The sequence below is a fragment of the Rossellomorea aquimaris TF-12 genome, from assembly GCF_001648555.1.
GTDB lineage: Bacteria > Bacillota > Bacilli > Bacillales > Bacillaceae_B > Rossellomorea > Rossellomorea aquimaris.
Genome location: NZ_LQXM01000029.1, coordinates 648571 through 668028 on the forward strand (window position 1 = coordinate 648571; position 19458 = coordinate 668028).

The following is a 19458-nucleotide window of genomic DNA, read 5'->3' on the forward strand; positions in this document are numbered from 1 at the left end:
AGAGGATGTTTTATATGTCATTTGACGGATTATTTACAAGAGCCATGACGAAAGAATTGGTAGAGAATTTATTACATGGTCGTATCAACAAAATTCACCAGCCTTATAAAAATGAAATCATCATGATTGTAAGAGCAAATGGGAAAAACCATAAAGTTTTATTATCAGCACACCCAAGCTATTCAAGAGTACAGATTACAAATGAAAGTTATGAAAACCCTTCAGTACCACCGATGTTCTGCATGCTTCTAAGAAAGCATCTAGAAGGTTATATCGTCGAAGACATTCAACAGGTCGATTTAGATCGAATGATTATTATTGAGGTGAAGGGGAGAAACGAACTAGGTGATATCTCCTACAAACAACTAATCATCGAAATAATGGGGAGACATAGTAATATCATATTGGTAGATAAAGAAAGAAATATGATACTTGATAGCATTAAGCATATTTCTCCTAGTATGAATACACACCGAACTGTATTACCTGGTCATCAATATGTTTTCCCGCCACAACAGAATAAAAAAAATCCTTTGGAGGTAACAAATGAAGAGGTTCTTCGTCCACTGGATTTTAATGCTGGAAAATTAGACAAACAAATTGTTCAATCTTTTGCGGGTATATCACCCATATTTGCAAAAGAAGTCTTAAATCAAGCAGGAATTGGTAATCCATCTTCTATTGCTGAGGCGTTTCTTCAGTTGATACAACCAGCTAAAGAAAATACTTCTTCCCCTACTTTAATTAGTGGAGATAAAGAAACCTTTTACTGGATTGATTTAAAGCATATAGATGGGGAACGACAAGCCTTTTCATCATTAAGTGCATTATTAGATCGTTTCTTTTACCAAAAGGCTGCAAGAGATCGAGTCAAACAACAAGGAAACGACCTTGAACGATTCATTCGAAACGAAAGAGATAAGAATGTTAATAAAATTAAAAAACTAAAAAACACCTTAAAAGAAGCTGAACAAGCAGATTATTATCAGCTATTAGGAGAGCTACTTACTTCTAATTTATTTGCTGTTAAAAGAGGAATGAATGAGATAAGCGTCGTTAACTATTATGATGAGAATGGGGGAAGTATCACCATTCCACTTAATCCACAAAAATCACCATCTGAAAATGCACAGAACTATTTCTCTCGCTATCAAAAAGCAAAGAATGCAATCATAATTGTTCATGAGCAGATTGAAAAAGCAGAAGAGGAAATTGTTTATTTGGAGCGATTACTACAGCAATTAGAATCTGCCTCTACGAAGGACGTCGAAGAAATTCGAGAAGAGTTGGAAGAGGAAGGCTACTTAAGAGCCCGAAAACAGTCTAAAAAGAAAAAAGGTAATGTAAAACCTGCCCTGGAAAACTATATTTCAACAGATGGAACTCAGATTATTGTTGGAAAAAACAATAAACAAAATGATTATTTAACAAATAAAGTTGCCAGCAGGGATGACATATGGCTTCATACAAAAGATATTCCAGGTTCACATGTGGTCATTAAAAGCAACCACCCTTCTGAACAAACGATTAAAGAAGCTGCAAATATTGCGGCCTATTTTAGCAAAGCACGAGAATCCGGTTCAGTTCCTGTAGATTTCACCGAAGTGAAACAAGTAAAAAAACCAAAGGGAGCCAAACCAGGATTTGTTATCTATGAAGGGCAGCAAACAGTATACGTGACTCCTGATTTAGATTTAGTCCGATCAATGAAGAATTAATTTTTAAAAAAGCACTTTTCCTTCGTCTGTTGCAGGCGTATGGAAAATGTGCTTTTTTTGTGGAGGTTGGAGCTGTATTAGATGATGGCAATTGAAGGCGAATAATGAATGGAAGAGATATGTCACTCTAGGCAGATATATCACAAAAATGGCAGATACATTCCCCCTCTAAACAATAAGAAGGAAGCAACTCATTGTGAGTTGCTCCCTCCTAACTAATCCATTCCTCAGGGTTTTCCTTCCATCTCTTCAATTGCTCTAATTCTTCTTCACGAATGATGGACTCTTCAAGGGCTACTTCTAGCAAACTAGTATAATTTGATAGGGCAATTGCTTTTATTTCATTTTGTTCTAACATATTTTTTCCTTTTTCTAATTCGTACGTAAAGATGGCGGCAACTCCTAGCACATCACAACCAGATTCCCGCAATGCTTGAACTGCTGTAATACAGCTGCCTCCTGTAGAAATAAGGTCTTCAACTACAACAACCTTCTGTCCTTGTGTTACTCTCCCTTCGATTTGCTTGCCTTTTCCATGCCCTTTTGCTTTGGACCGAACATAACACATAGGCAGATTTAATTTCTCACTTACCCATGCTGCATGTGGAATACCTGCAGTTGCTGTACCTGCGATTACTTCTACTTCTGGAAAATGCTCTTTTATTATTTGAACCAACCCATCTGAGATTTGTTCTCGAACAGTTGGATACGACAAAGTTAATCGATTATCACAATAAATAGGTGACTTTAAACCTGAGGACCATGTAAAAGGCTCTGTCGGATTTAAAAATACAGCTTCAATTTCTAATAAACTTTTCGCTATCTTATGTTTCATTCCATTCCCTCCCATTCATTCAATACCTGACTATATGCTCTAACTGGATCGGTTGATTTCGTAATGCTTCTTCCGACAACAATGTGGGATGAGCCTAATGCTTTAGCCATTTTTGGAGTTGCAACCCGGTTCTGATCACCCTTTTCATCTTCCCCAAGTCTAATTCCCGGGGTAACTCGTAAAAACTCTTCTCCACAATTTTCTCTAATGATGGAGGCTTCGTGGGGAGAACACACCACTCCGTCGAGTCCTGCTTGTTTTGAAAGAGTAGCATAATGTAAAACCGACTCATTTATTGTTTTAGATATAAGCTGTTCTGTTTGCATTTGAGTCTCTGTTGTAGATGTAAGTTGAGTCACTGCTATAAGTTTCGTTCTTTTATTATAAGCTGTTCCTACTTGAAGTCCTTCTAAAGCTTTTTCCATCATCACTTTTCCACCTGCAGCATGAACATTTATGAATTCAAGGTCATACTGTGCAAGCCCTCTCATAGCACTATAGACTGTATTAGGTATATCATGGAGCTTTAAATCCAGGAAGATTCGGTGATCTTTTTGTAAAAGCTTTTCAATTATGCTCGGACCATTTTGGAGATATAATTCCATCCCCACTTTAACATTCAAACCTTTTGGGAATAATTCAAGAAAGGATGACGTTTGTTCCCACGTCGGGAAATCAAGAGCTATAAACGGTTTTTGATTCATTCTTTCCCCAGCTCCTTCCAGTCAATTCTGATATATGTTCTACCCCTAGTTCTTCTAATAATATTGGTAATTGTTTTAAAATCTTTTGACATACGAAAGGATCAACAAAGTTTGCAGTTCCAATAGCAACAGCGCTGGCTCCAGCGTAAAAATACTCTATGACATCTTCAGCTGTTTGAATTCCACCCATACCGATGATTGGTATTTGAACAGATTGACTTACTTCATAAATCATTCGTATAGCTACTGGTTTAATGGCTGGCCCTGAGAGACCTCCTGTTTTATTAGCTAAAATAGGCTTACCTGTTCTTACATCCAGTCTCATACCTACTAACGTATTAATCATAGTCAAACCGTCTGCCCCACCAGCTTCCACAGCCTTTGCCATTTCAACAATATTGGATACATTTGGGGATAATTTAACATATAAGGGTACCTGAGAGACCTCTTTTACTCTTCGTGTTAATTCCTGTGCTACTTCTGGAATTGTTCCAAACGCAATCCCGCCACTTTTTACATTGGGACATGAAATATTCAACTCTAATGCTTTCACATTAGATGCCGTTGAAATGACTTTTGCAACTTCCACGTAATCTTCCATCTGTGATCCAGCTACGTTTGCTATGATGGGAACATCGTATTGCGATAGCCACGGGAGTTCGTTTTCCATTACACCTTTTAATCCTGGATTTTGTAAACCAATGGCGTTTAGCATTCCCCCGTTCGTCTCTGCCACTCGTGGTGTCGGATTTCCAAAGCGAGGTTCTTCTGTAGTAGCTTTGATCATTATTGCTCCTAACTCACTCAAATCATAGAACTGACTAAACTCACGTCCGAATCCAAAACAGCCTGAGGCAGGCATAATCGGGTTCTTTAGCTTTAATCCAGGTAGATCTATTTGTAATGATTTCATAATTGCACCACTCCTATCGGAAATACTGGTCCATCACTACAAACCTTTACATAACTTGTTCCATGTGGGTCATCCTGTTTATGGCAAACACAGGCAAAACATGCCCCAATTCCGCACCCCATCCTTTCCTCTAGAGAAATATACCCTCGTTTATTCTCCAGCTGAGATTCTAATGCTTTTAACATTGGTGTAGGACCACAGGAATAAAACACATCAAAGCTAGGCTGTTCTGAATCGATAACATCTGTTACAAAACCACGTTTTCCTATTGAACCATCTACTGAGGCAATATACGTTTCACCCAGTTCTTGAAAGGAATTGATATAAAAGCTTGAACATTCTGTTTGAAAACCTAAAATATGTTTCACTTCCCAGCCGAGATTCACTAATTTCATTGAAAGACCATACAGGGGAGGAATGCCAATTCCTCCACCCACTAATAAAGCGGTCCTCTGTTCCAAATTAGCCTCTTCTACCAAAAAGCCATTCCCGAGAGGTCCCAACACATCCACTGTTTCACCCGGCTTCACCATGGTGAGAAGCTTCGTTCCTTTTCCTTCAGCCCTATAAATTAATGTCATTGTCTGATCCACAAGGTCATGAGAGGCAATGGATATGGGTCTTCTGAGGAGAGGATCAATTCCAGTTCCTACTTTAATGTGAAGAAATTGTCCTGGAGCCGTAACTTCCATTACTAATTCTCCTTGTAAAACTAATTCAAAAATATTTTTGGCTATCTGTTCATGAGAAAGAACATTCATCTTTTCATTCACTATCATAGAAATACCGCCTCTCTGCTCTTCGTTTGAGAAGGAAGGGCTTCAGCTGAAAAAGTCATCGATTCAATTACTCTTAATATTGCTTCAGCTGTGTCTAAAGAAGTTAGGCATGGGATCCCATTTTCCACTGACTCTCTACGTATTCTAAAACCATCTCGAGCAGGTTGTTTCCCTTTGGTTAAGGTATTAATGACAAGCTGTGTTTCTCCACTTTGTATGATGTCTAGAAGGGTTGGACCGTCGGAACCAATCTTATCAACTTCTCGAACAGCAATATTTGACTTTGCCAGATGCTCAGCCGTTCCTTTCGTTGCAAGGATTTGGTAACCGATTTCGATAAAACGTTGCGCTAAAAGAACAGCTTCGTCTTTATCTTTATCTGCAACGGTCATCAGTACAGATCCGAATTCTTTCATTTGCATCCCAGCTGCAACCATACCTTTGTAAAGGGCTTTTTCTAACGTTAAGTCCTTCCCCATTACTTCTCCTGTTGATTTCATTTCTGGTCCTAAGGTTATATCTACTCGTCTCAATTTGGCGAAAGAGAATACTGGAACCTTTACATAAACCCCCTGTTTTTCTGGGATTAATCCAGATTGATACCCTTGTTCCTTCAAAGAAATTCCAAGGATGGACTTGGTTGCAATATTCGCCATCGGTACATTTGTAATTTTACTAATGAATGGAACTGTTCGGCTGGAGCGAGGGTTCACTTCCAGAACAAACACTTCTCCTTTTGAAATCACATATTGGATATTCAGTAAGCCAACAATGTTCAGTCCTTTCGCCAAGCGTGTTGTATAATCTACAATGGTCTGTTTTTGTTCTTTTGTCAGCTGTTGAGGAGGATAGACGGCGATGGAATCGCCTGAGTGAACTCCTGCCCGCTCAATATGCTCCATTATTCCTGGAATGACAACATCCATTCCGTCTGAAATGGCATCCACTTCAATTTCTTTACCAATCAGATAGCGGTCGATTAGAACCGGATGCTGTGGATTAACCTTTACAGCATTCTTCATATATTGAAGTAGCTCTTCTTCCCGATATACAATTTCCATGGCTCTACCACCAAGAACGTAGGAAGGTCTAACTAGAACAGGGTATCCGATGGATTCTGCGATTTCAATTGCCCCTTCTACCGACACTGCTGTTTTCCCATCAGGTTGTGGAATACCAAGTTCATTCAAGGTATATTCAAATTTATCCCTATTCTCTGCACGATCTAAATCATCTAGTGATGTGCCCAGAATTGTAACTCCTCTTCTGACGAGTTCATCTGCTAGATTGATTGCCGTTTGACCACCAAACTGCACAACAACTCCCTTTGGTTTTTCAAGGTCAATGATATGCATCACATCTTCGACTGTCAGTGGTTCAAAATATAATTTGTCTGATATACTGAAGTCCGTCGAAACGGTCTCCGGATTGTTATTCACGATAATCGCTTCATAACCCGCTTCTTTAATGGCCCAAACAGAGTGTACAGTTGCGTAATCAAATTCGACTCCCTGCCCGATTCTGATTGGTCCTGAGCCAAGAACAATCACACTTTCTCGTGAGGTAACCTTTGATTCATTCTCTTCTTCATAGGTTCCGTAGAAGTATGGCGTTTCTGATTCAAACTCTGCTGCACATGTATCAACCATTTTATAAACAGGTGTCAGGTCATTCTCTTTTCTCCAGTTATATATTTCTGATTCTTTACTATTCCATAACTTTGCTAAAGTGATATCAGCAAAGCCCATACGTTTAGCTTTTTTAGCTATTTCTTTTTGGAAAGGATTTCGTGATAACTCCTTTTCAAACTCTACAATTCTATTCATTTTATATAGGAAGAAAAGATCAATTTTGCTCCATTCATGAATGGTTTCAATCGTCACACCTCTTCTAAGTGCCTCCCCTATATAGAAGAGTCGTTCGTCTCCTGCTTTTCGAATTCTCTTCTCGATCCATTCGTCTGTAAATTGTTCGGCATCATTTAATTCCATATAATACGTATTGCTTTCAAGGGAGCGAATCGCTTTAAGGAGTGACTCCTCAAATGTTCGGCCAATCGCCATTACTTCACCTGTTGCTTTCATTTGCGTACCTAGGTTTCGCTTAGCAGCTTCAAATTTATCGAAGGGCCATCTAGGAATTTTTGTCACCACATAGTCAAGTGCGGGTTCAAAAGAGGCATACGTTTTACCAGTTACCGGATTCATCATCTCATCCAATGTCAAACCTACTGCAATTTTCGCTGCAAGCTTAGCGATCGGATATCCCGTTGCTTTTGAAGCAAGTGCCGACGAACGACTTACCCTTGGATTCACTTCGATAATGTAATATTGAAAGCTTTCTGGATCCAGGGCAAGCTGTACGTTACACCCTCCTTCAATTCCTAATGCGCGTATAATTTTTAAGCTCGTATTACGAAGCATTTGGTACTCACGGTCACTCAGGGTTTGACTCGGAGCTACCACTATGGAATCCCCTGTATGTATTCCTACCGGGTCAATGTTCTCCATATTACATACCACAATGGCATTATCAGCTTTGTCTCTCATAACCTCATATTCTATTTCTTTAAAACCTGCAATACTTTTCTCTAGGAGACATTGAGTTACCGGGCTATATTTTAAGCCTGAGCTTACAATCTCTATTAATTCTTCTTCGTTATGACAGATACCTCCGCCAGTTCCACCTAATGTATAAGCAGGTCGAACGATGACAGGGTAGCCTACTTGTTCTATAAACTGAAAGGCTTCATCCACCGTACGGATAATTTCACTTTCAGGAACAGGCTCTCCCAGTTCATTCATTAAGTTTCTAAACAAATCACGATCTTCTGCTTTTTCAATCGCGGAAAGTTTCGTACCAAGAATTTCAACTCCACAATCTTCTAAAACTCCTGATTTAGCGAGTTCAACAGCCAGGTTTAACCCCGTTTGACCACCTAAAGTAGGTAGAACGGCATCAGGGCGTTCTTTACGGATAATTCGACTGACAAACTCCAGGGTTAATGGTTCGATATATACTTTATCCGCCATTTCTGCGTCCGTCATAATCGTTGCAGGATTAGAGTTCACCAGGATAACTCGATACCCTTCCTCTCTAAGAGCAATGCAAGCTTGTGTTCCGGCATAGTCGAATTCAGCTGCCTGCCCTATGATAATTGGTCCACTTCCGATAACTAAGATGCTTTTAATGTCTGTACGTTTAGGCATGTTGAAGCTCCTTTCTTTTTTCGTCTTTCATAAGTTGTAAGAAATCATCGAATAAGTAATTTGAGTCCTCAGGTCCTGGTGATGCTTCTGGGTGATACTGAACCGTGAAGGCCGGGAAGTCTAAATGTTTCAACCCTTCAATTGTTCCATCATTAATGGCAGTGTGAGTTACTTGAAGTCTGGATCCACCTAAAGACGCTTCATCCACTGCGTAGCCGTGGTTTTGAGAAGTCAGTGCCACTTTACCCGTTTTCAAATCTTTAACTGGATGATTCCCTCCCCTGTGGCCAAACTTCATTTTGAAGGAGTCTCCTCCACATGCTAAAGCAAACAATTGATGCCCCAAACAAATTCCGAAGATTGGAATTTCTCCAAGCAACTCTTTGATCGTTCCAATCGCAACTGGTACATCCTTTGGATCTCCTGGTCCATTTGATAGCATGATTCCATCAGGCTGCAATCGACGAATCTCTTCAGCTGACGTATTATATGGAACCACAATTACATCACAGTTTCTCTTATTTAATTCTCTAAGAATTCCGTGCTTCATACCAAAGTCCATTAACACCACTCGATGTCCTCGCCCTGGACTGGCATAGGCTGTTTTCGTGGAAACCTGATCAACTTGATCTGTTCTTAACTTTGTTCCATGTAAATTTCTTAGCATTTCTTGCGGGTCTAGTTCAGCTGAACAAATAATTCCTTTCATAGCTCCATGCTGCCTGATAACCCTTGTCAGCTTTCTTGTATCGATATCGGCAATACCTGGAATTCCTTTTACTTTTAATAACTCATCCAATGTTGATTCATTTCTCCAGTTAGAAGGAAAATCTGCAACTTCTCTCACTATGAAGCCTTTGATTGCTGGAGTGATGGATTCGAAATCATCTCGATTGATTCCGTAATTCCCAACCAGTGGATAGGTCAATGTAACAAGCTGCCCACAATAAGATGGGTCTGAAAGAATTTCTTGATAACCGGTCATACTGGTATTGAATACGACTTCACCAATCGTTTCTTTATTCGCACCAAAACCTTCTCCTACGAATACTGTTCCATCGTCTAAAATGAGTTGTCTTTTCATTATTCGTTTCCTCCTTCATTCCATACAAGAGATCCTTGATAAAAAGTAGCAACTGGCCACCCGTTGCATTCCCAGCCTTTAAAAGGAGTATTCTTTCCCTTTGATAAAAATGAAGCCGGGTCAATCATTTTATGTTTTTTTAAATTGATAAGGGTGAAATCAGCATCTCCTCCTACTTCTAGTAGTCCAAACGGAAGATTGAAGGCTGAACTTGGTTTTATGGTCATCCAGTCAAGTAACTGCTTTAGTGTAAAGATTCCTTTTTCTACAAACTGCGTGTAAAGTAACGGAAATGCAGTTTCTAATCCTACAATACCGAATGGAGCCAGCCGCATCCCTTCAGATTTTTCTTCTTCTGTATGAGGAGCATGATCCGTTGCGATAAAATCGATGGTTCCGTCAAGTAATCCTTCCAATAAAGCTTGTTGATCCTCTTTGCTTCTTAAAGGAGGGTTCATTTTGAAGTTTGGATCTAATCCTGGGATATCTTCTTCACAGAGTAAAAGGTGATGCGGTGTCACTTCTGCTGTCACATTGATTCCAGCCTTTTTCGCATCTCGAACCACTCTTACAGACTCTTTTGTCGAGATATGACATATGTGGTAATGTACCCCTGCTGCTTCTGCCAAAAGCACATCCCTGGCTATATGTACGGACTCACAAATAGAAGGAATACCTGGTAAGTCATGCTCTTTGGAGAATGTTCCATCATGAACCGCTCCTCCATAAATCAACGTATTTTCTTCACAGTGAGCCACAATGGATGTATGAATACTCGCTGCCATTTTCATGGCTTCAAACATCATGGCTGCTGATTGAACGCCTACCCCGTCATCAGTGAAGGCAAATGCTCCCCTTTCCTTTAAGGAAGGTAAGTCATTAAGTGTTTTTCCGATTTGCCTTTCTGTAATGGCTGCATATGGCAAGACCCGTATATTTGCTGTTTCAGCGATTTTTTGGTTTAAAGACTGCAAGTTTTCTACTGAATCCGGTACGGGTCTTGTATTCGGCATAGCAGCGATGGTGGTGAATCCACCTTTTGCAGCAGATTTTGTTCCGGTACTAATTGTTTCTTTGTGTTCCCCACCTGGCTCTCTTAAATGGACATGTAAATCAACAAAACCCGGTGAAATCACTAACCCATCAGCTTGAAATTCCTGATGATAGGCACCTATAAGGTCTTTCCCCATCTCGATAATTTTTTGATTCTCTACTTTCACATCTATTTTCTCGAGTTCACCATTTTTTGTTAAAATACTTGCATTACGAATTAACCAATTCATTTTGTTTCCCCCTTATTTGTTAATTTCAAGAGCTCTCTTAAGGACAGCCATTCTGATATAAACTCCATTTTCCATTTGTTTAAAAATTCTTGATCTACTGCACTCAACGAGGGTATCTGCTATTTCTACACCACGATTTATGGGTGCAGGATGAAGGATGATGCTGTCTTTTTTCATTTTTTCCAATCGATCTACGGTAAGTCCAAAGCTTTCATGATATTCTTCTGAAGTTAGCTTTGAAGTACTTTCGTGTCGCTCATGCTGGATTCTTAGCAACATCAACACATCAGCATCCGTAACACTTTCATCCACACTTCGATATTGATGCAGATATTGTGATGGAAACCATTCTTTTGGCCCGGAGAATACTACCTCAGCCCCCAACATTTCTAATGCCTGGGCGTTTGATCGAGCTACTCGGCTATGAGCAATATCCCCAACAATGGCTACCTTTAGATTTTCAAAGCTTCCAAATTCCTGTCGAATGGTTAATAAATCTAATAAACATTGAGTTGGATGGTTTCCACAACCATCTCCCCCATTGATAATCCTTGTCTTAATCCCGTTAAGATCATCAAAATATCTTTCAAGATTATGCCTAATGACAACTGTTTCAACACCTATGGCTTCTAACGTCCTAACTGTGTCATAAAGAGTTTCTCCCTTTTGAACACTTGAAGTATGAGCTTCAAAGGGAATGACCTGTAAACCTAATTTTCTTTCTGCCATTTCAAAGCTACATTTTGTTCGGGTACTGGCTTCAAAAAATAGATTCGCTACATATCGGTTAGCGCCGTCCATCCACATTTCCCCATTTTTAAACCGCTCCGCCTGATTTAAAATTTCTGTAATATCTACTTCAGATAAATCGTTCATGGTGAGTAGATTTCTCATTTTGGTCATCCTTTCTTCCCCTCTTTCTAAAAAAACACCCTGTCTAGTTAGGACAGGGTGTTTGGAACATGACAAGAAAGACAGTTGGAGAATAGCATTCTCACCGTCTTGATCATTTCACCCTTATAGACTCTCTGGACCATTTTAAAAGGTGTTTCTATGCAACATCATTCTTTTGTGTTGATTTTTCTTCAAACAAAATGTTAGATCCTTCACTTTCTTCTCTACCTGGTAATACTAGATTTAAGACGACTCCCACGATTGCGGCAAGAGCCATTCCTGATAAGGATACCTCTTCGCTTATCTGCACAAAGGCACCCCCTACCCCTATAACAAGGATGACAGAAGAGATCACTAAGTTACGCTTATTTCCTAAATCCACTTTATTATCGATTAACATACGAAGACCACTTGAAGCAATGATTCCAAACAATAAGATGGAGACACCTCCCATCACTGCTGTTGGAATAGAGCTTATTAGCGCTGTAATTTTCCCTATAAATCCGAACATGATAGCAAGTACAGCTGCTCCTCCTATGACAAACACGCTGTAAACTCGAGTAATAGCTAGCACTCCAATATTCTCTCCATAAGTTGTATTGGGCGGTCCGCCAAGAAGTGATGCAATGACTGTTGCTACACCGTCACCAAGAATTGAGCGGTGAAGTCCAGGCTTTTCAATAAAGTTACGTCCTACCACTTTACTTAATACCATTTGATCTCCCGTATGTTCAGCTAATGTTACAACTGCAACTGGCACCATAATCGAGACAATTTCCCATGAAAAGCTCGGAGTGTAATTCATAAACGGAATGAAGAAATCTGGCATTTGAAATAGGGGAGCGTCAATTACACCTTTGAAATTTACTAATCCAGCAAACACAGCTATTGTATACCCGCCTATTATTCCAGCAAGAATAGGCACCATTCCTAAGAAGCCTTTAAAATAGATAGAACATATAATCGTAATGGCTAAGGTTGCCAAAGCCACCATAAAGTTTGTGTTACTGTACACCAATTCCTGCGCTCCCGGATTTTCATACATTGCCATGTTAACAGCTGTTCCAGCCAGACCGAGTCCAATAACCATTATGACTGGTCCTACGACAATCGGAGGAAGTATTCTAGTAAGCCATTTTAGTCCTAATTTTGATATGAGCAGTGCTACGATTCCGTATACCAATCCCGCAAGAAAGGTTCCCATCATGGCTGCTTCAGGTCCACCTAAGCTTTTGGCAGCAATAATTGGAGCTATGAATGCAAAGGATGATCCTAAATAAGCTGGAATTTTCCCTCGTGTGATCAGTAGGTATGCTAATGTTCCTAATCCACTTGAAATCAATGCAACTCCTGGACTTAATCCAACTAGAAATGGTACCAATACTGTAGCACCGAACATGGCAAATAAATGCTGTATACTTAACGTTATCCAATTTCCTAATTTTGGAACATCCTCAACATCTAAAATAGCTTTTTGGTTCTGATTCATTGTTGTTTTCCTCCTCTTAAATTCCTATAATTCTCCATAAAAAAACCCTCTTTGTCTCCTAGAGGGTACAAAGAGGGTATACGAAGGCCATTAATACCTTCATTCCCATCCTTTGTTAGCCTCTCGGGACCAATCTTAAAAGGATTTCATTTATTCTTTTTCATGTATAGTTACTTGATCTTCGTGATCAACTTCTGATAATGCCACCATTATTTTTTCAGAGCTGGATGTAGGAATGTTTTTCCCCACAAAATCTGCTCTAATCGGTAATTCTCTATGTCCTCTATCTACTAATACAGCAAGTTGTATTTGGCTTGGTCTTCCAATATCCATAAGGGCATCCAAACCTGCTCGGACCGTTCTTCCAGTAAATAAGACATCATCGACTAGAATAACTTTCCTATTGGTTATTTCTACAGGCAAATCTGATCCTTTCACTTCAGGTTCGTTGTCTTTTGTTTTCATTGATAAGTCGTCTCTATATAAGGTAATATCAATTTCCCCTACCGGGATGGCTTCACCTTCAATTTCATGAATTCGCTCAGCTAATCGTTTTGCAATGTAGATACCTCTTGTTCTAATACCTACGAGTATACAATCTTGAATACCCTTATTTCTTTCAATAATTTCATGAGCTATTCGAGTTAGTGCTCTTCGAATGGCGGGCTGATCTAATACTGTTGCCTTTTTCGTCACTTTCGCCACCTCACTTTTCTATTTTTAAAAACTATTTTCTCACAACATTTCAAAGGCTAAGAATTCTTAAAAAATAAAAAATCCCTCTCACCTGTTAGATGAGAGGGCACACTTATCGTTATAATCAAATTGCACGCCAAGTATTGGTCGTACATTGCTCCTTCTCAGCCTCACAGGACCGTATTAAAGGTTACCTTATTCAATTAACTAAATAGTACAGGTCAAGTCGATTTTTGTCAACGGTTATTTTCAAGCTGCTTCATTACCTGCTTAAATTCTTGAGGTAATTCTGCTTGAAATTCCATGTATTCCTCTGTTCTTGGGTGTACAAAACCAAGAACTCCAGCATGAAGAGCTTGTCCCTCGATGCTCAATGTTTTTCTTGGTCCATACTTAGGATCACCGGCAAGAGGATACCCGATGTACTTCATGTGAACACGAATTTGATGGGTTCTACCTGTCTCTAATTCACATTCGACTAATGTAAAATCTTTATATCGATCCAACACTTTAAAGTGAGTAACAGCCTGTTTACCGTTGTCGACCACTGCCATGCTCTGACGATCTTTTGGATCTCTTCCAATAGGAGCATCAATCGTTCCATATTCATGAGGAATTAACCCATGGACGATTGCTGTGTATTTTCTTGTAACAGATTTTTCAACTAACTGGTTTACAAGATGTTCATGAGCTAAGTCGTTCTTTGCTACCATTAATAACCCTGACGTGTCCTTATCGATTCTATGAACAATACCTGGTCTTAATACCCCATTGATGCCTGAAAGGTCATTACAATGATACATAAGACCATTTACCATTGTCCCTGAATAATGTCCTGGTGCAGGATGTACAACCATCCCTTTAGGTTTATTCACAACAATTACATCACGATCTTCATATGTGATTTCAAGATTAAGATCTTCCGGCTCAACATCTAACTCTTCCGGTTCTGGAATGGATACCGCAACCGTTGCCTCAAGAGGACATTTAAAGTTAGATTTGACACTTTCACCGTTCACTTTAATGTGACCTTCTTTAATCCACTGTTGAACTTGTGAACGGGACCATTCTTTATTCAACTGGCTTACTACTTTATCAATTCGTTCTCCCTGTTCTTCCTGCTGTATGATGTGCTGAATTACTTCCATTTTTGTTCTCCTTTTTGGCTTTTCGTTCGTCTAAATACATATATATTAGTAAAAATACTACTCCAATGGTTAATGATGCATCGGCAATATTAAATATCGGAAAATCATAGGAAAAGATGTATGTATTTAAGAAATCGACAACTTCTTTTCTAAGGAGTCTGTCAATAAAGTTCCCAATTGCACCACCAAGCATAAAGGCTAAACTTATGCTGAAAATAAACTGCCCTTTTGCATGGACTTGCATATAATACACGAGCCCTACAATTACTACTAATGTAATAACGTAAAAAAACCACATTTGTCCTTGGAGTATTCCCCATGCTGCACCTTGATTTCGATGAGAAGTAAGATAGAAAACATTTTCAATAATTTCTATACTTTCTCCTTCAGTCATCCTCTTTACAACGAACCACTTAGTTAATTGGTCTAATGCAATCACAACCAAAGCAATTAAATAATAAAACACAAAGGCAACCTCCACATCGTAAGAAATGATTACCTTTGCATTTTAGCATAAACGGGCAAATAAAGACACTTTCTTAAGCAATGTATTTGCTTAGAAATCGTTATGAATTAGAATTCATATGAATTTTACCAAAACGTCTCCAATTTAATGCTTCATTTAACGAAGTGCATGTGGGACTCATTTTAATGTAATTGAATGGAATTTCTTCTCCACTCAATTCACAATATCCATATTTATTATGTTTTACCCTATTTAATGCATTTCTCACTTCTGAAATTTCTTCACTAATGTATTGCTGAATTAAAGGATGTTGAGATTGACTTCCCTCTAGCTCTTTTAAGGATGTAGTTAACTCCTGAACAATAGATGTGTATCGGTCATATGTCATCTTAATCCCTCCATTTATAGTATGGAGAATAGTAAGCAAAAACTTGTCTTGCAAGATATAGCAATTATGGAATTAGTCCTGTTGAAATAAAAAAGGTTGACCTCCTTAAAGGAGATCAACCTCATATTTACTTTTATGCTAAATGGGAATAGCTCTCTTTCACTACTGATGCACAGCGTGTGCAAAGTGTTGGATGATCTTTGTCTTCTCCAACTGTTGTTGTAACCACCCAACAACGTTCACATGTTTCACCTTCAGCTTTTTCAACAACAATATAGCTTTCGCCAACATTTAATGCATGTTCAGGTGCTTCATCTGCTTTACCACCGATTTCAATAGCTGAAACGATAAATAATTGCTTTAAGTCTTCATTGATTGAATCCAATAAAGATTTCGTCTCATCATTAACAAACAGAGTCACTTTTGCTGTTAATGATTTACCAATCATCTTTTGGTTTCGTGCTTCTTCCAGTGCCTTTAGAACATCATCTCTTAGTTCCAGGAATGCATTCCATTTTCTCTTTAATTCATCAGCATTCTGAATGTCTTTAGCTTCTGGCATATCAGTTAATTGAACACTGTCACCTTCTACTCCAGGAAGATAAGACCAAACCTCATCAGCTGTATGGGAAAGGATTGGAGACATTAACTTTGTCAGTGCGACTAAACATTCGTATAAAACTGTTTGCATTGCTCTACGCTCTTCATTATTTTCAGATTCGATGTACAGAACATCCTTTGCGAAATCTAAATAGAATGAGCTTAAATCCAATGTACAGAAATTATTAACTGCATGATAAATACTTGCAAATTCGTATTTATCATAAGAAGATTTTACATTCTTCACTAAATCATTCAGCTTTACAAGCATAAACTGATCTACTTCTCTTAATTGATCGTATGGTACGCTATTTGATTTAGGATCAAAATCAGCAAGGTTACCAAGTAAGAATCGATAGGTGTTGCGAATTTTACGATAAACTTCTGCTACCTGCTTCAAGATAGGATCTGAAACACGTACGTCGGATTGATAATCGACGGAAGCTACCCATAATCGTAGAATATCAGCTCCTAATTGTTTCATTACTTTTTCTGGAACCATGACATTACCAAGTGATTTACTCATTTTTCTTCCATCACCATCCAGGGCAAACCCATGGCTTAGTACACCTTTGTAAGGCGCTTTTCCTGTAACAGCAACACTAGTAGTTAAAGATGAGTTAAACCAACCACGGTATTGATCAGAACCTTCTAGGTATAAGTCCGCCGGTCTTTGTAAATCATCTCTTTCTTCAAGAACAGCTTGGTGAGAGGAACCTGAATCAAACCAAACATCCATAATATCTTGTTCTTTCGTGAAGTGACCATTTGGACTTGATTCATGAGTGAACCCTTCTGGTAATAAATCCTTCGCTTCTTTTTCAAACCAAATATTAGATCCATGTTCACGGAAAAGATTGGATACATGTTCAATCGTTTCATCTGTAATAATTTCTTCACCATTCTCAGCATAGAACACAGGAATCGGAACGCCCCATGCACGTTGACGGGAAATACACCAATCTCCGCGATCACGAACCATGTTGAACAGTCTCGTTTCTCCCCAGCTTGGAATCCACTTCGTTTCATTCACCGCTTCTAATAACTCTTTGCGAAATTTGTCAATGGATGCAAACCATTGTGCAGTAGCTCTAAAAATAACCGGCTTTTTTGTACGCCAGTCGTGCGGATAAGAGTGAGTAATAAAGGTTAACTTCAGTAAAGCTCCAACTTCCTGAAGCTTTTCTGTGATTGGTTTGTTCGCTTTATCATAAAATAAGCCTTCAAACCCAGGAGCTTCTGCCGTCATGACCCCTTTATCATCTACCGGGCAAAGAACATCTAAACCATATTTTTTTCCGACAAGGAAATCATCTTCCCCGTGTCCAGGTGCTGTATGGACACAACCAGTACCCGAATCCGTTGTAACATGATCGCCTAGAATAACAAGGGATTTTCTGTCATATAAAGGATGCTTTGCTACAAGATGCTCAAGTTCTTCACCTTTTACCTTTTTACTAACGGAATAGTCTTCCCACTCTAAATTTTTTGCTACTTCTTCTAATAGATCTTCTGCTACCACATATTGTTTTTCTTTTTCTGAAACAACAACATAGCTTAGATCTTTATGAACAGCAATACCTAAATTTGCCGGGATCGTCCAAGGAGTTGTGGTCCAGATGATCATCTGTGTCCCTTCTGCAAGGACTCCTTTTCCATCTGTAATATCAAAACCAACATAGATAGAAGGAGAACGCTTATCCTGGTACTCAATTTCTGCCTCAGCAAGAGCTGATTCACTTGAAGGAGACCAATATACAGGTTTTTTCCCTTTATAGATATAGCCCTTTTTTGCCATATCACCAAATACTTTAATTTGCTGAGCTTCGTATTCAGGCTTTAACGTAATATATGGATTATCCCAGTCACCACGTACTCCTAATTGTTTAAATTGAGTTCGTTGGTTATCAACTTGTTCATATGCGTATTCCTCACACAATTTACGAAATTCAGCAATCGTCATCTCTTTACGCTTTACACCTTTATTTGTTAAAGCTTGCTCAATAGGTAATCCATGAGTATCCCAACCTGGCACATATGGTGCATGAAATCCATTCATTGATTTATACCGTACAATAAAGTCTTTTAAAACTTTATTTAAAGCATGCCCCATATGAATGTTTCCATTAGCATATGGTGGCCCATCATGAAGAACAAATAGTGGACGCCCACTTGTTCTTTCTTGTACTTTTTTATAAATACTCATTTCTTCCCATTTCTTTTGTGTTTCCGGCTCTCTTTTAGGTAAATTCCCTCTCATAGGGAATTCTGTTTTCGGCATTAATAAAGTATCTTTGTACTCCATTCGTACATCCTCCTTAACATTTCTCTTATTGCCATCTTTTCTAATTAAGTTGTTTCTTAATCAAATGAATTGGTTTTCTAAATGAAGAACAAAAAAAGCTTTCTCATCCCAATAAAGGGACGAGAAAGCTTTTCCCGCGGTACCACCCTCATAAAGACAAAGGTAAATCTTTATCTTCACTCGTTCCGATTCGTAACGTGAATGAAACGCTATTCATTACTCTTCTAAAGAGAATTTCATGATTAGTGCTCGAGGGTGATATTCCGATTCTTGTTCCTTGTCGAGCTTTCACCGTCCTCGACTCGCTTAAAAAGGAAATGATATAAGAAACGTACTGTCCCTGTCTTAGCCTTCAGTATGGCAATTAAGATTGTTGTTCAATTATATGAAAAAACGGCTGTTTTCGTCAAGATAATGTTTCTTCTTCTTTTAATGTTTTTAAATCTGTTGCATCAAGATCAAATTCCATTAATTGATCCCAATCGTTTGTATCCAGTAAATCAAGCTGAGCCTCAATTAACATTTTAAAACGTGTTCTAAATACTTTTGATTGCTTTTTAAGCTCTTCAATTTCAATGGCAATTTTTCGAGCCTTGGACAATGATTCATTTACGATTCGATCAGCATTTTTTTCTGCTTCTCTTATTATCAGCTTTGACTCTTTCATTGCGTTTCTTTTTACTTCTTCCCCAGCTTCTTGAGCTATGACAATTGACTTGTTTAACGTTTCTTCAATATTCGTAAAATGACCTAGTCGCTCATTCATCGAATTTAAACGTTCTTCCGTTTCTTTCTTCTCACGGATAAGAATTTCATAATCTTTAATAATTTGATCTAAAAATTCATTGACTTCATCCTCATCATAACCACGAAAGCCACGACTAAATTCCTTATTATGTATGTCTAATGGCGTTAAAGGCATGGGAGCCACCTCCAGTACTTGGTGA

Annotated in this window: 16 protein-coding genes and 1 other annotated feature; of the genes, 1 reads left to right on the forward strand and 15 read right to left on the reverse strand. The window is 38.7% G+C overall.

All coding sequences use genetic code 11. The features are described from left to right. Positions 1-14 precede the first annotated feature (14 nt). Entirely contained in the window at positions 15-1718 is a 1704-nt protein-coding gene (locus tag IQI_RS16770) for an Rqc2 family fibronectin-binding protein (protein ID WP_064093765.1), read from the forward strand. A 211-nt stretch (positions 1719-1929) separates the two neighbouring features. On the opposite strand, the gene pyrE is transcribed toward IQI_RS16770, so the two are convergent. The 15 genes from pyrE to IQI_RS16845 form a co-directional block, all read right to left on the reverse strand. Further along, complete coding sequence (gene pyrE / locus IQI_RS16775; RefSeq protein ID WP_064093766.1) at positions 1930-2553, reverse strand: orotate phosphoribosyltransferase; 624 nt, start codon at positions 2551-2553, stop codon at positions 1930-1932. After that, a complete protein-coding gene (pyrF, locus tag IQI_RS16780; RefSeq protein ID WP_064093767.1) occupies positions 2550-3257 on the reverse strand; it encodes an orotidine-5'-phosphate decarboxylase in 708 nt (235 codons plus the stop codon). Before pyrF ends, pyrE begins: the two co-directional genes overlap by 4 nt. After that, a complete protein-coding gene (locus tag IQI_RS16785; protein WP_064093768.1) occupies positions 3229-4170 on the reverse strand; it encodes a dihydroorotate dehydrogenase in 942 nt (313 codons plus the stop codon). Before IQI_RS16785 ends, pyrF begins: the two co-directional genes overlap by 29 nt. Further along, positions 4167-4949, reverse strand: coding sequence for a dihydroorotate dehydrogenase electron transfer subunit (locus IQI_RS16790; RefSeq protein WP_064093769.1), 783 nt, complete (start codon positions 4947-4949; stop codon positions 4167-4169). Before IQI_RS16790 ends, IQI_RS16785 begins: the two co-directional genes overlap by 4 nt. Beyond that, positions 4946-8158 (reverse strand): carbamoyl-phosphate synthase large subunit, encoded by a 3213-nt coding sequence (gene carB / locus IQI_RS16795; RefSeq protein WP_064093770.1) that lies wholly within the window; start codon positions 8156-8158, stop codon positions 4946-4948. Before carB ends, IQI_RS16790 begins: the two co-directional genes overlap by 4 nt. Then, positions 8151-9242 (reverse strand): carbamoyl phosphate synthase small subunit, encoded by a 1092-nt coding sequence (locus IQI_RS16800; protein ID WP_064093771.1) that lies wholly within the window; start codon positions 9240-9242, stop codon positions 8151-8153. The genes carB and IQI_RS16800 overlap by 8 nt, the downstream gene beginning before the upstream one ends. Next, positions 9242-10525, reverse strand: a complete 1284-nt coding sequence (locus tag IQI_RS16805) for a dihydroorotase (RefSeq protein WP_064093772.1) — start codon at positions 10523-10525, stop codon at positions 9242-9244. Before IQI_RS16805 ends, IQI_RS16800 begins: the two co-directional genes overlap by 1 nt. A gap of 12 nt (positions 10526-10537) precedes the next feature. Further along, positions 10538-11419 (reverse strand): aspartate carbamoyltransferase catalytic subunit, encoded by an 882-nt coding sequence (locus IQI_RS16810; protein ID WP_064093920.1) that lies wholly within the window; start codon positions 11417-11419, stop codon positions 10538-10540. Between the two features lie 157 nt (positions 11420-11576). Beyond that, the gene (locus tag IQI_RS16815; protein ID WP_064093773.1) at positions 11577-12908 is read right to left on the reverse strand and encodes a solute carrier family 23 protein; all 1332 of its coding nucleotides are present in this window, start codon (positions 12906-12908) and stop codon (positions 11577-11579) included. A gap of 150 nt (positions 12909-13058) precedes the next feature. Further along, complete coding sequence (gene pyrR, locus IQI_RS16820) at positions 13059-13604, reverse strand: bifunctional pyr operon transcriptional regulator/uracil phosphoribosyltransferase PyrR (RefSeq protein ID WP_064093774.1); 546 nt, start codon at positions 13602-13604, stop codon at positions 13059-13061. 236 nt (positions 13605-13840) lie between these two features. Beyond that, positions 13841-14752, reverse strand: a complete 912-nt coding sequence (locus IQI_RS16825; protein WP_064093775.1) for an RluA family pseudouridine synthase — start codon at positions 14750-14752, stop codon at positions 13841-13843. Continuing rightward, on the reverse strand, positions 14700-15218 hold the full coding sequence (gene lspA / locus IQI_RS16830) for a signal peptidase II (protein ID WP_064093776.1): 519 nt from the start codon (positions 15216-15218) through the stop codon (positions 14700-14702). Before lspA ends, IQI_RS16825 begins: the two co-directional genes overlap by 53 nt. Positions 15219-15318: 100 nt before the next feature. Continuing rightward, positions 15319-15606 carry a hypothetical protein gene (locus IQI_RS16835; protein WP_064093777.1) on the reverse strand — a complete coding sequence of 96 codons (288 nt, stop codon included), beginning with the start codon at positions 15604-15606 and terminating at the stop codon, positions 15319-15321. 133 nt (positions 15607-15739) lie between these two features. Beyond that, entirely contained in the window at positions 15740-18511 is a 2772-nt protein-coding gene (gene ileS / locus IQI_RS16840) for an isoleucine--tRNA ligase (protein ID WP_064093778.1), read from the reverse strand. Between the two features lie 112 nt (positions 18512-18623). Continuing rightward, positions 18624-18867, reverse strand: a binding site (T-box leader). 50 nt (positions 18868-18917) lie between these two features. Continuing rightward, a complete protein-coding gene (locus IQI_RS16845; protein ID WP_064093779.1) occupies positions 18918-19433 on the reverse strand; it encodes a DivIVA domain-containing protein in 516 nt (171 codons plus the stop codon). Positions 19434-19458 lie beyond the last annotated feature (25 nt).

What these genes read in the sequence shown, in the direction of transcription:
- IQI_RS16770 (WP_064093765.1), top strand. Translation starts at nt 15, where the DNA reads ATGTCATTTGACGGATTATTTACAAGAGCCATGACGAAAGAATTGGTA.
- pyrE (WP_064093766.1), bottom strand. Translation starts at nt 2,553, where the DNA reads ATGAAACATAAGATAGCGAAAAGTTTATTAGAAATTGAAGCTGTATTT.
- pyrF (WP_064093767.1), bottom strand. Translation starts at nt 3,257, where the DNA reads ATGAATCAAAAACCGTTTATAGCTCTTGATTTCCCGACGTGGGAACAA.
- IQI_RS16785 (WP_064093768.1), bottom strand. Translation starts at nt 4,170, where the DNA reads ATGAAATCATTACAAATAGATCTACCTGGATTAAAGCTAAAGAACCCG.
- IQI_RS16790 (WP_064093769.1), bottom strand. Translation starts at nt 4,949, where the DNA reads ATGATAGTGAATGAAAAGATGAATGTTCTTTCTCATGAACAGATAGCC.
- carB (WP_064093770.1), bottom strand. Translation starts at nt 8,158, where the DNA reads ATGCCTAAACGTACAGACATTAAAAGCATCTTAGTTATCGGAAGTGGA.
- IQI_RS16800 (WP_064093771.1), bottom strand. Translation starts at nt 9,242, where the DNA reads ATGAAAAGACAACTCATTTTAGACGATGGAACAGTATTCGTAGGAGAA.
- IQI_RS16805 (WP_064093772.1), bottom strand. Translation starts at nt 10,525, where the DNA reads ATGAATTGGTTAATTCGTAATGCAAGTATTTTAACAAAAAATGGTGAA.
- IQI_RS16810 (WP_064093920.1), bottom strand. Translation starts at nt 11,419, where the DNA reads ATGAGAAATCTACTCACCATGAACGATTTATCTGAAGTAGATATTACA.
- IQI_RS16815 (WP_064093773.1), bottom strand. Translation starts at nt 12,908, where the DNA reads ATGAATCAGAACCAAAAAGCTATTTTAGATGTTGAGGATGTTCCAAAA.
- IQI_RS16825 (WP_064093775.1), bottom strand. Translation starts at nt 14,752, where the DNA reads ATGGAAGTAATTCAGCACATCATACAGCAGGAAGAACAGGGAGAACGA.
- IQI_RS16835 (WP_064093777.1), bottom strand. Translation starts at nt 15,606, where the DNA reads ATGACATATGACCGATACACATCTATTGTTCAGGAGTTAACTACATCC.
- ileS (WP_064093778.1), bottom strand. Translation starts at nt 18,511, where the DNA reads ATGGAGTACAAAGATACTTTATTAATGCCGAAAACAGAATTCCCTATG.
- IQI_RS16845 (WP_064093779.1), bottom strand. Translation starts at nt 19,433, where the DNA reads ATGCCTTTAACGCCATTAGACATACATAATAAGGAATTTAGTCGTGGC.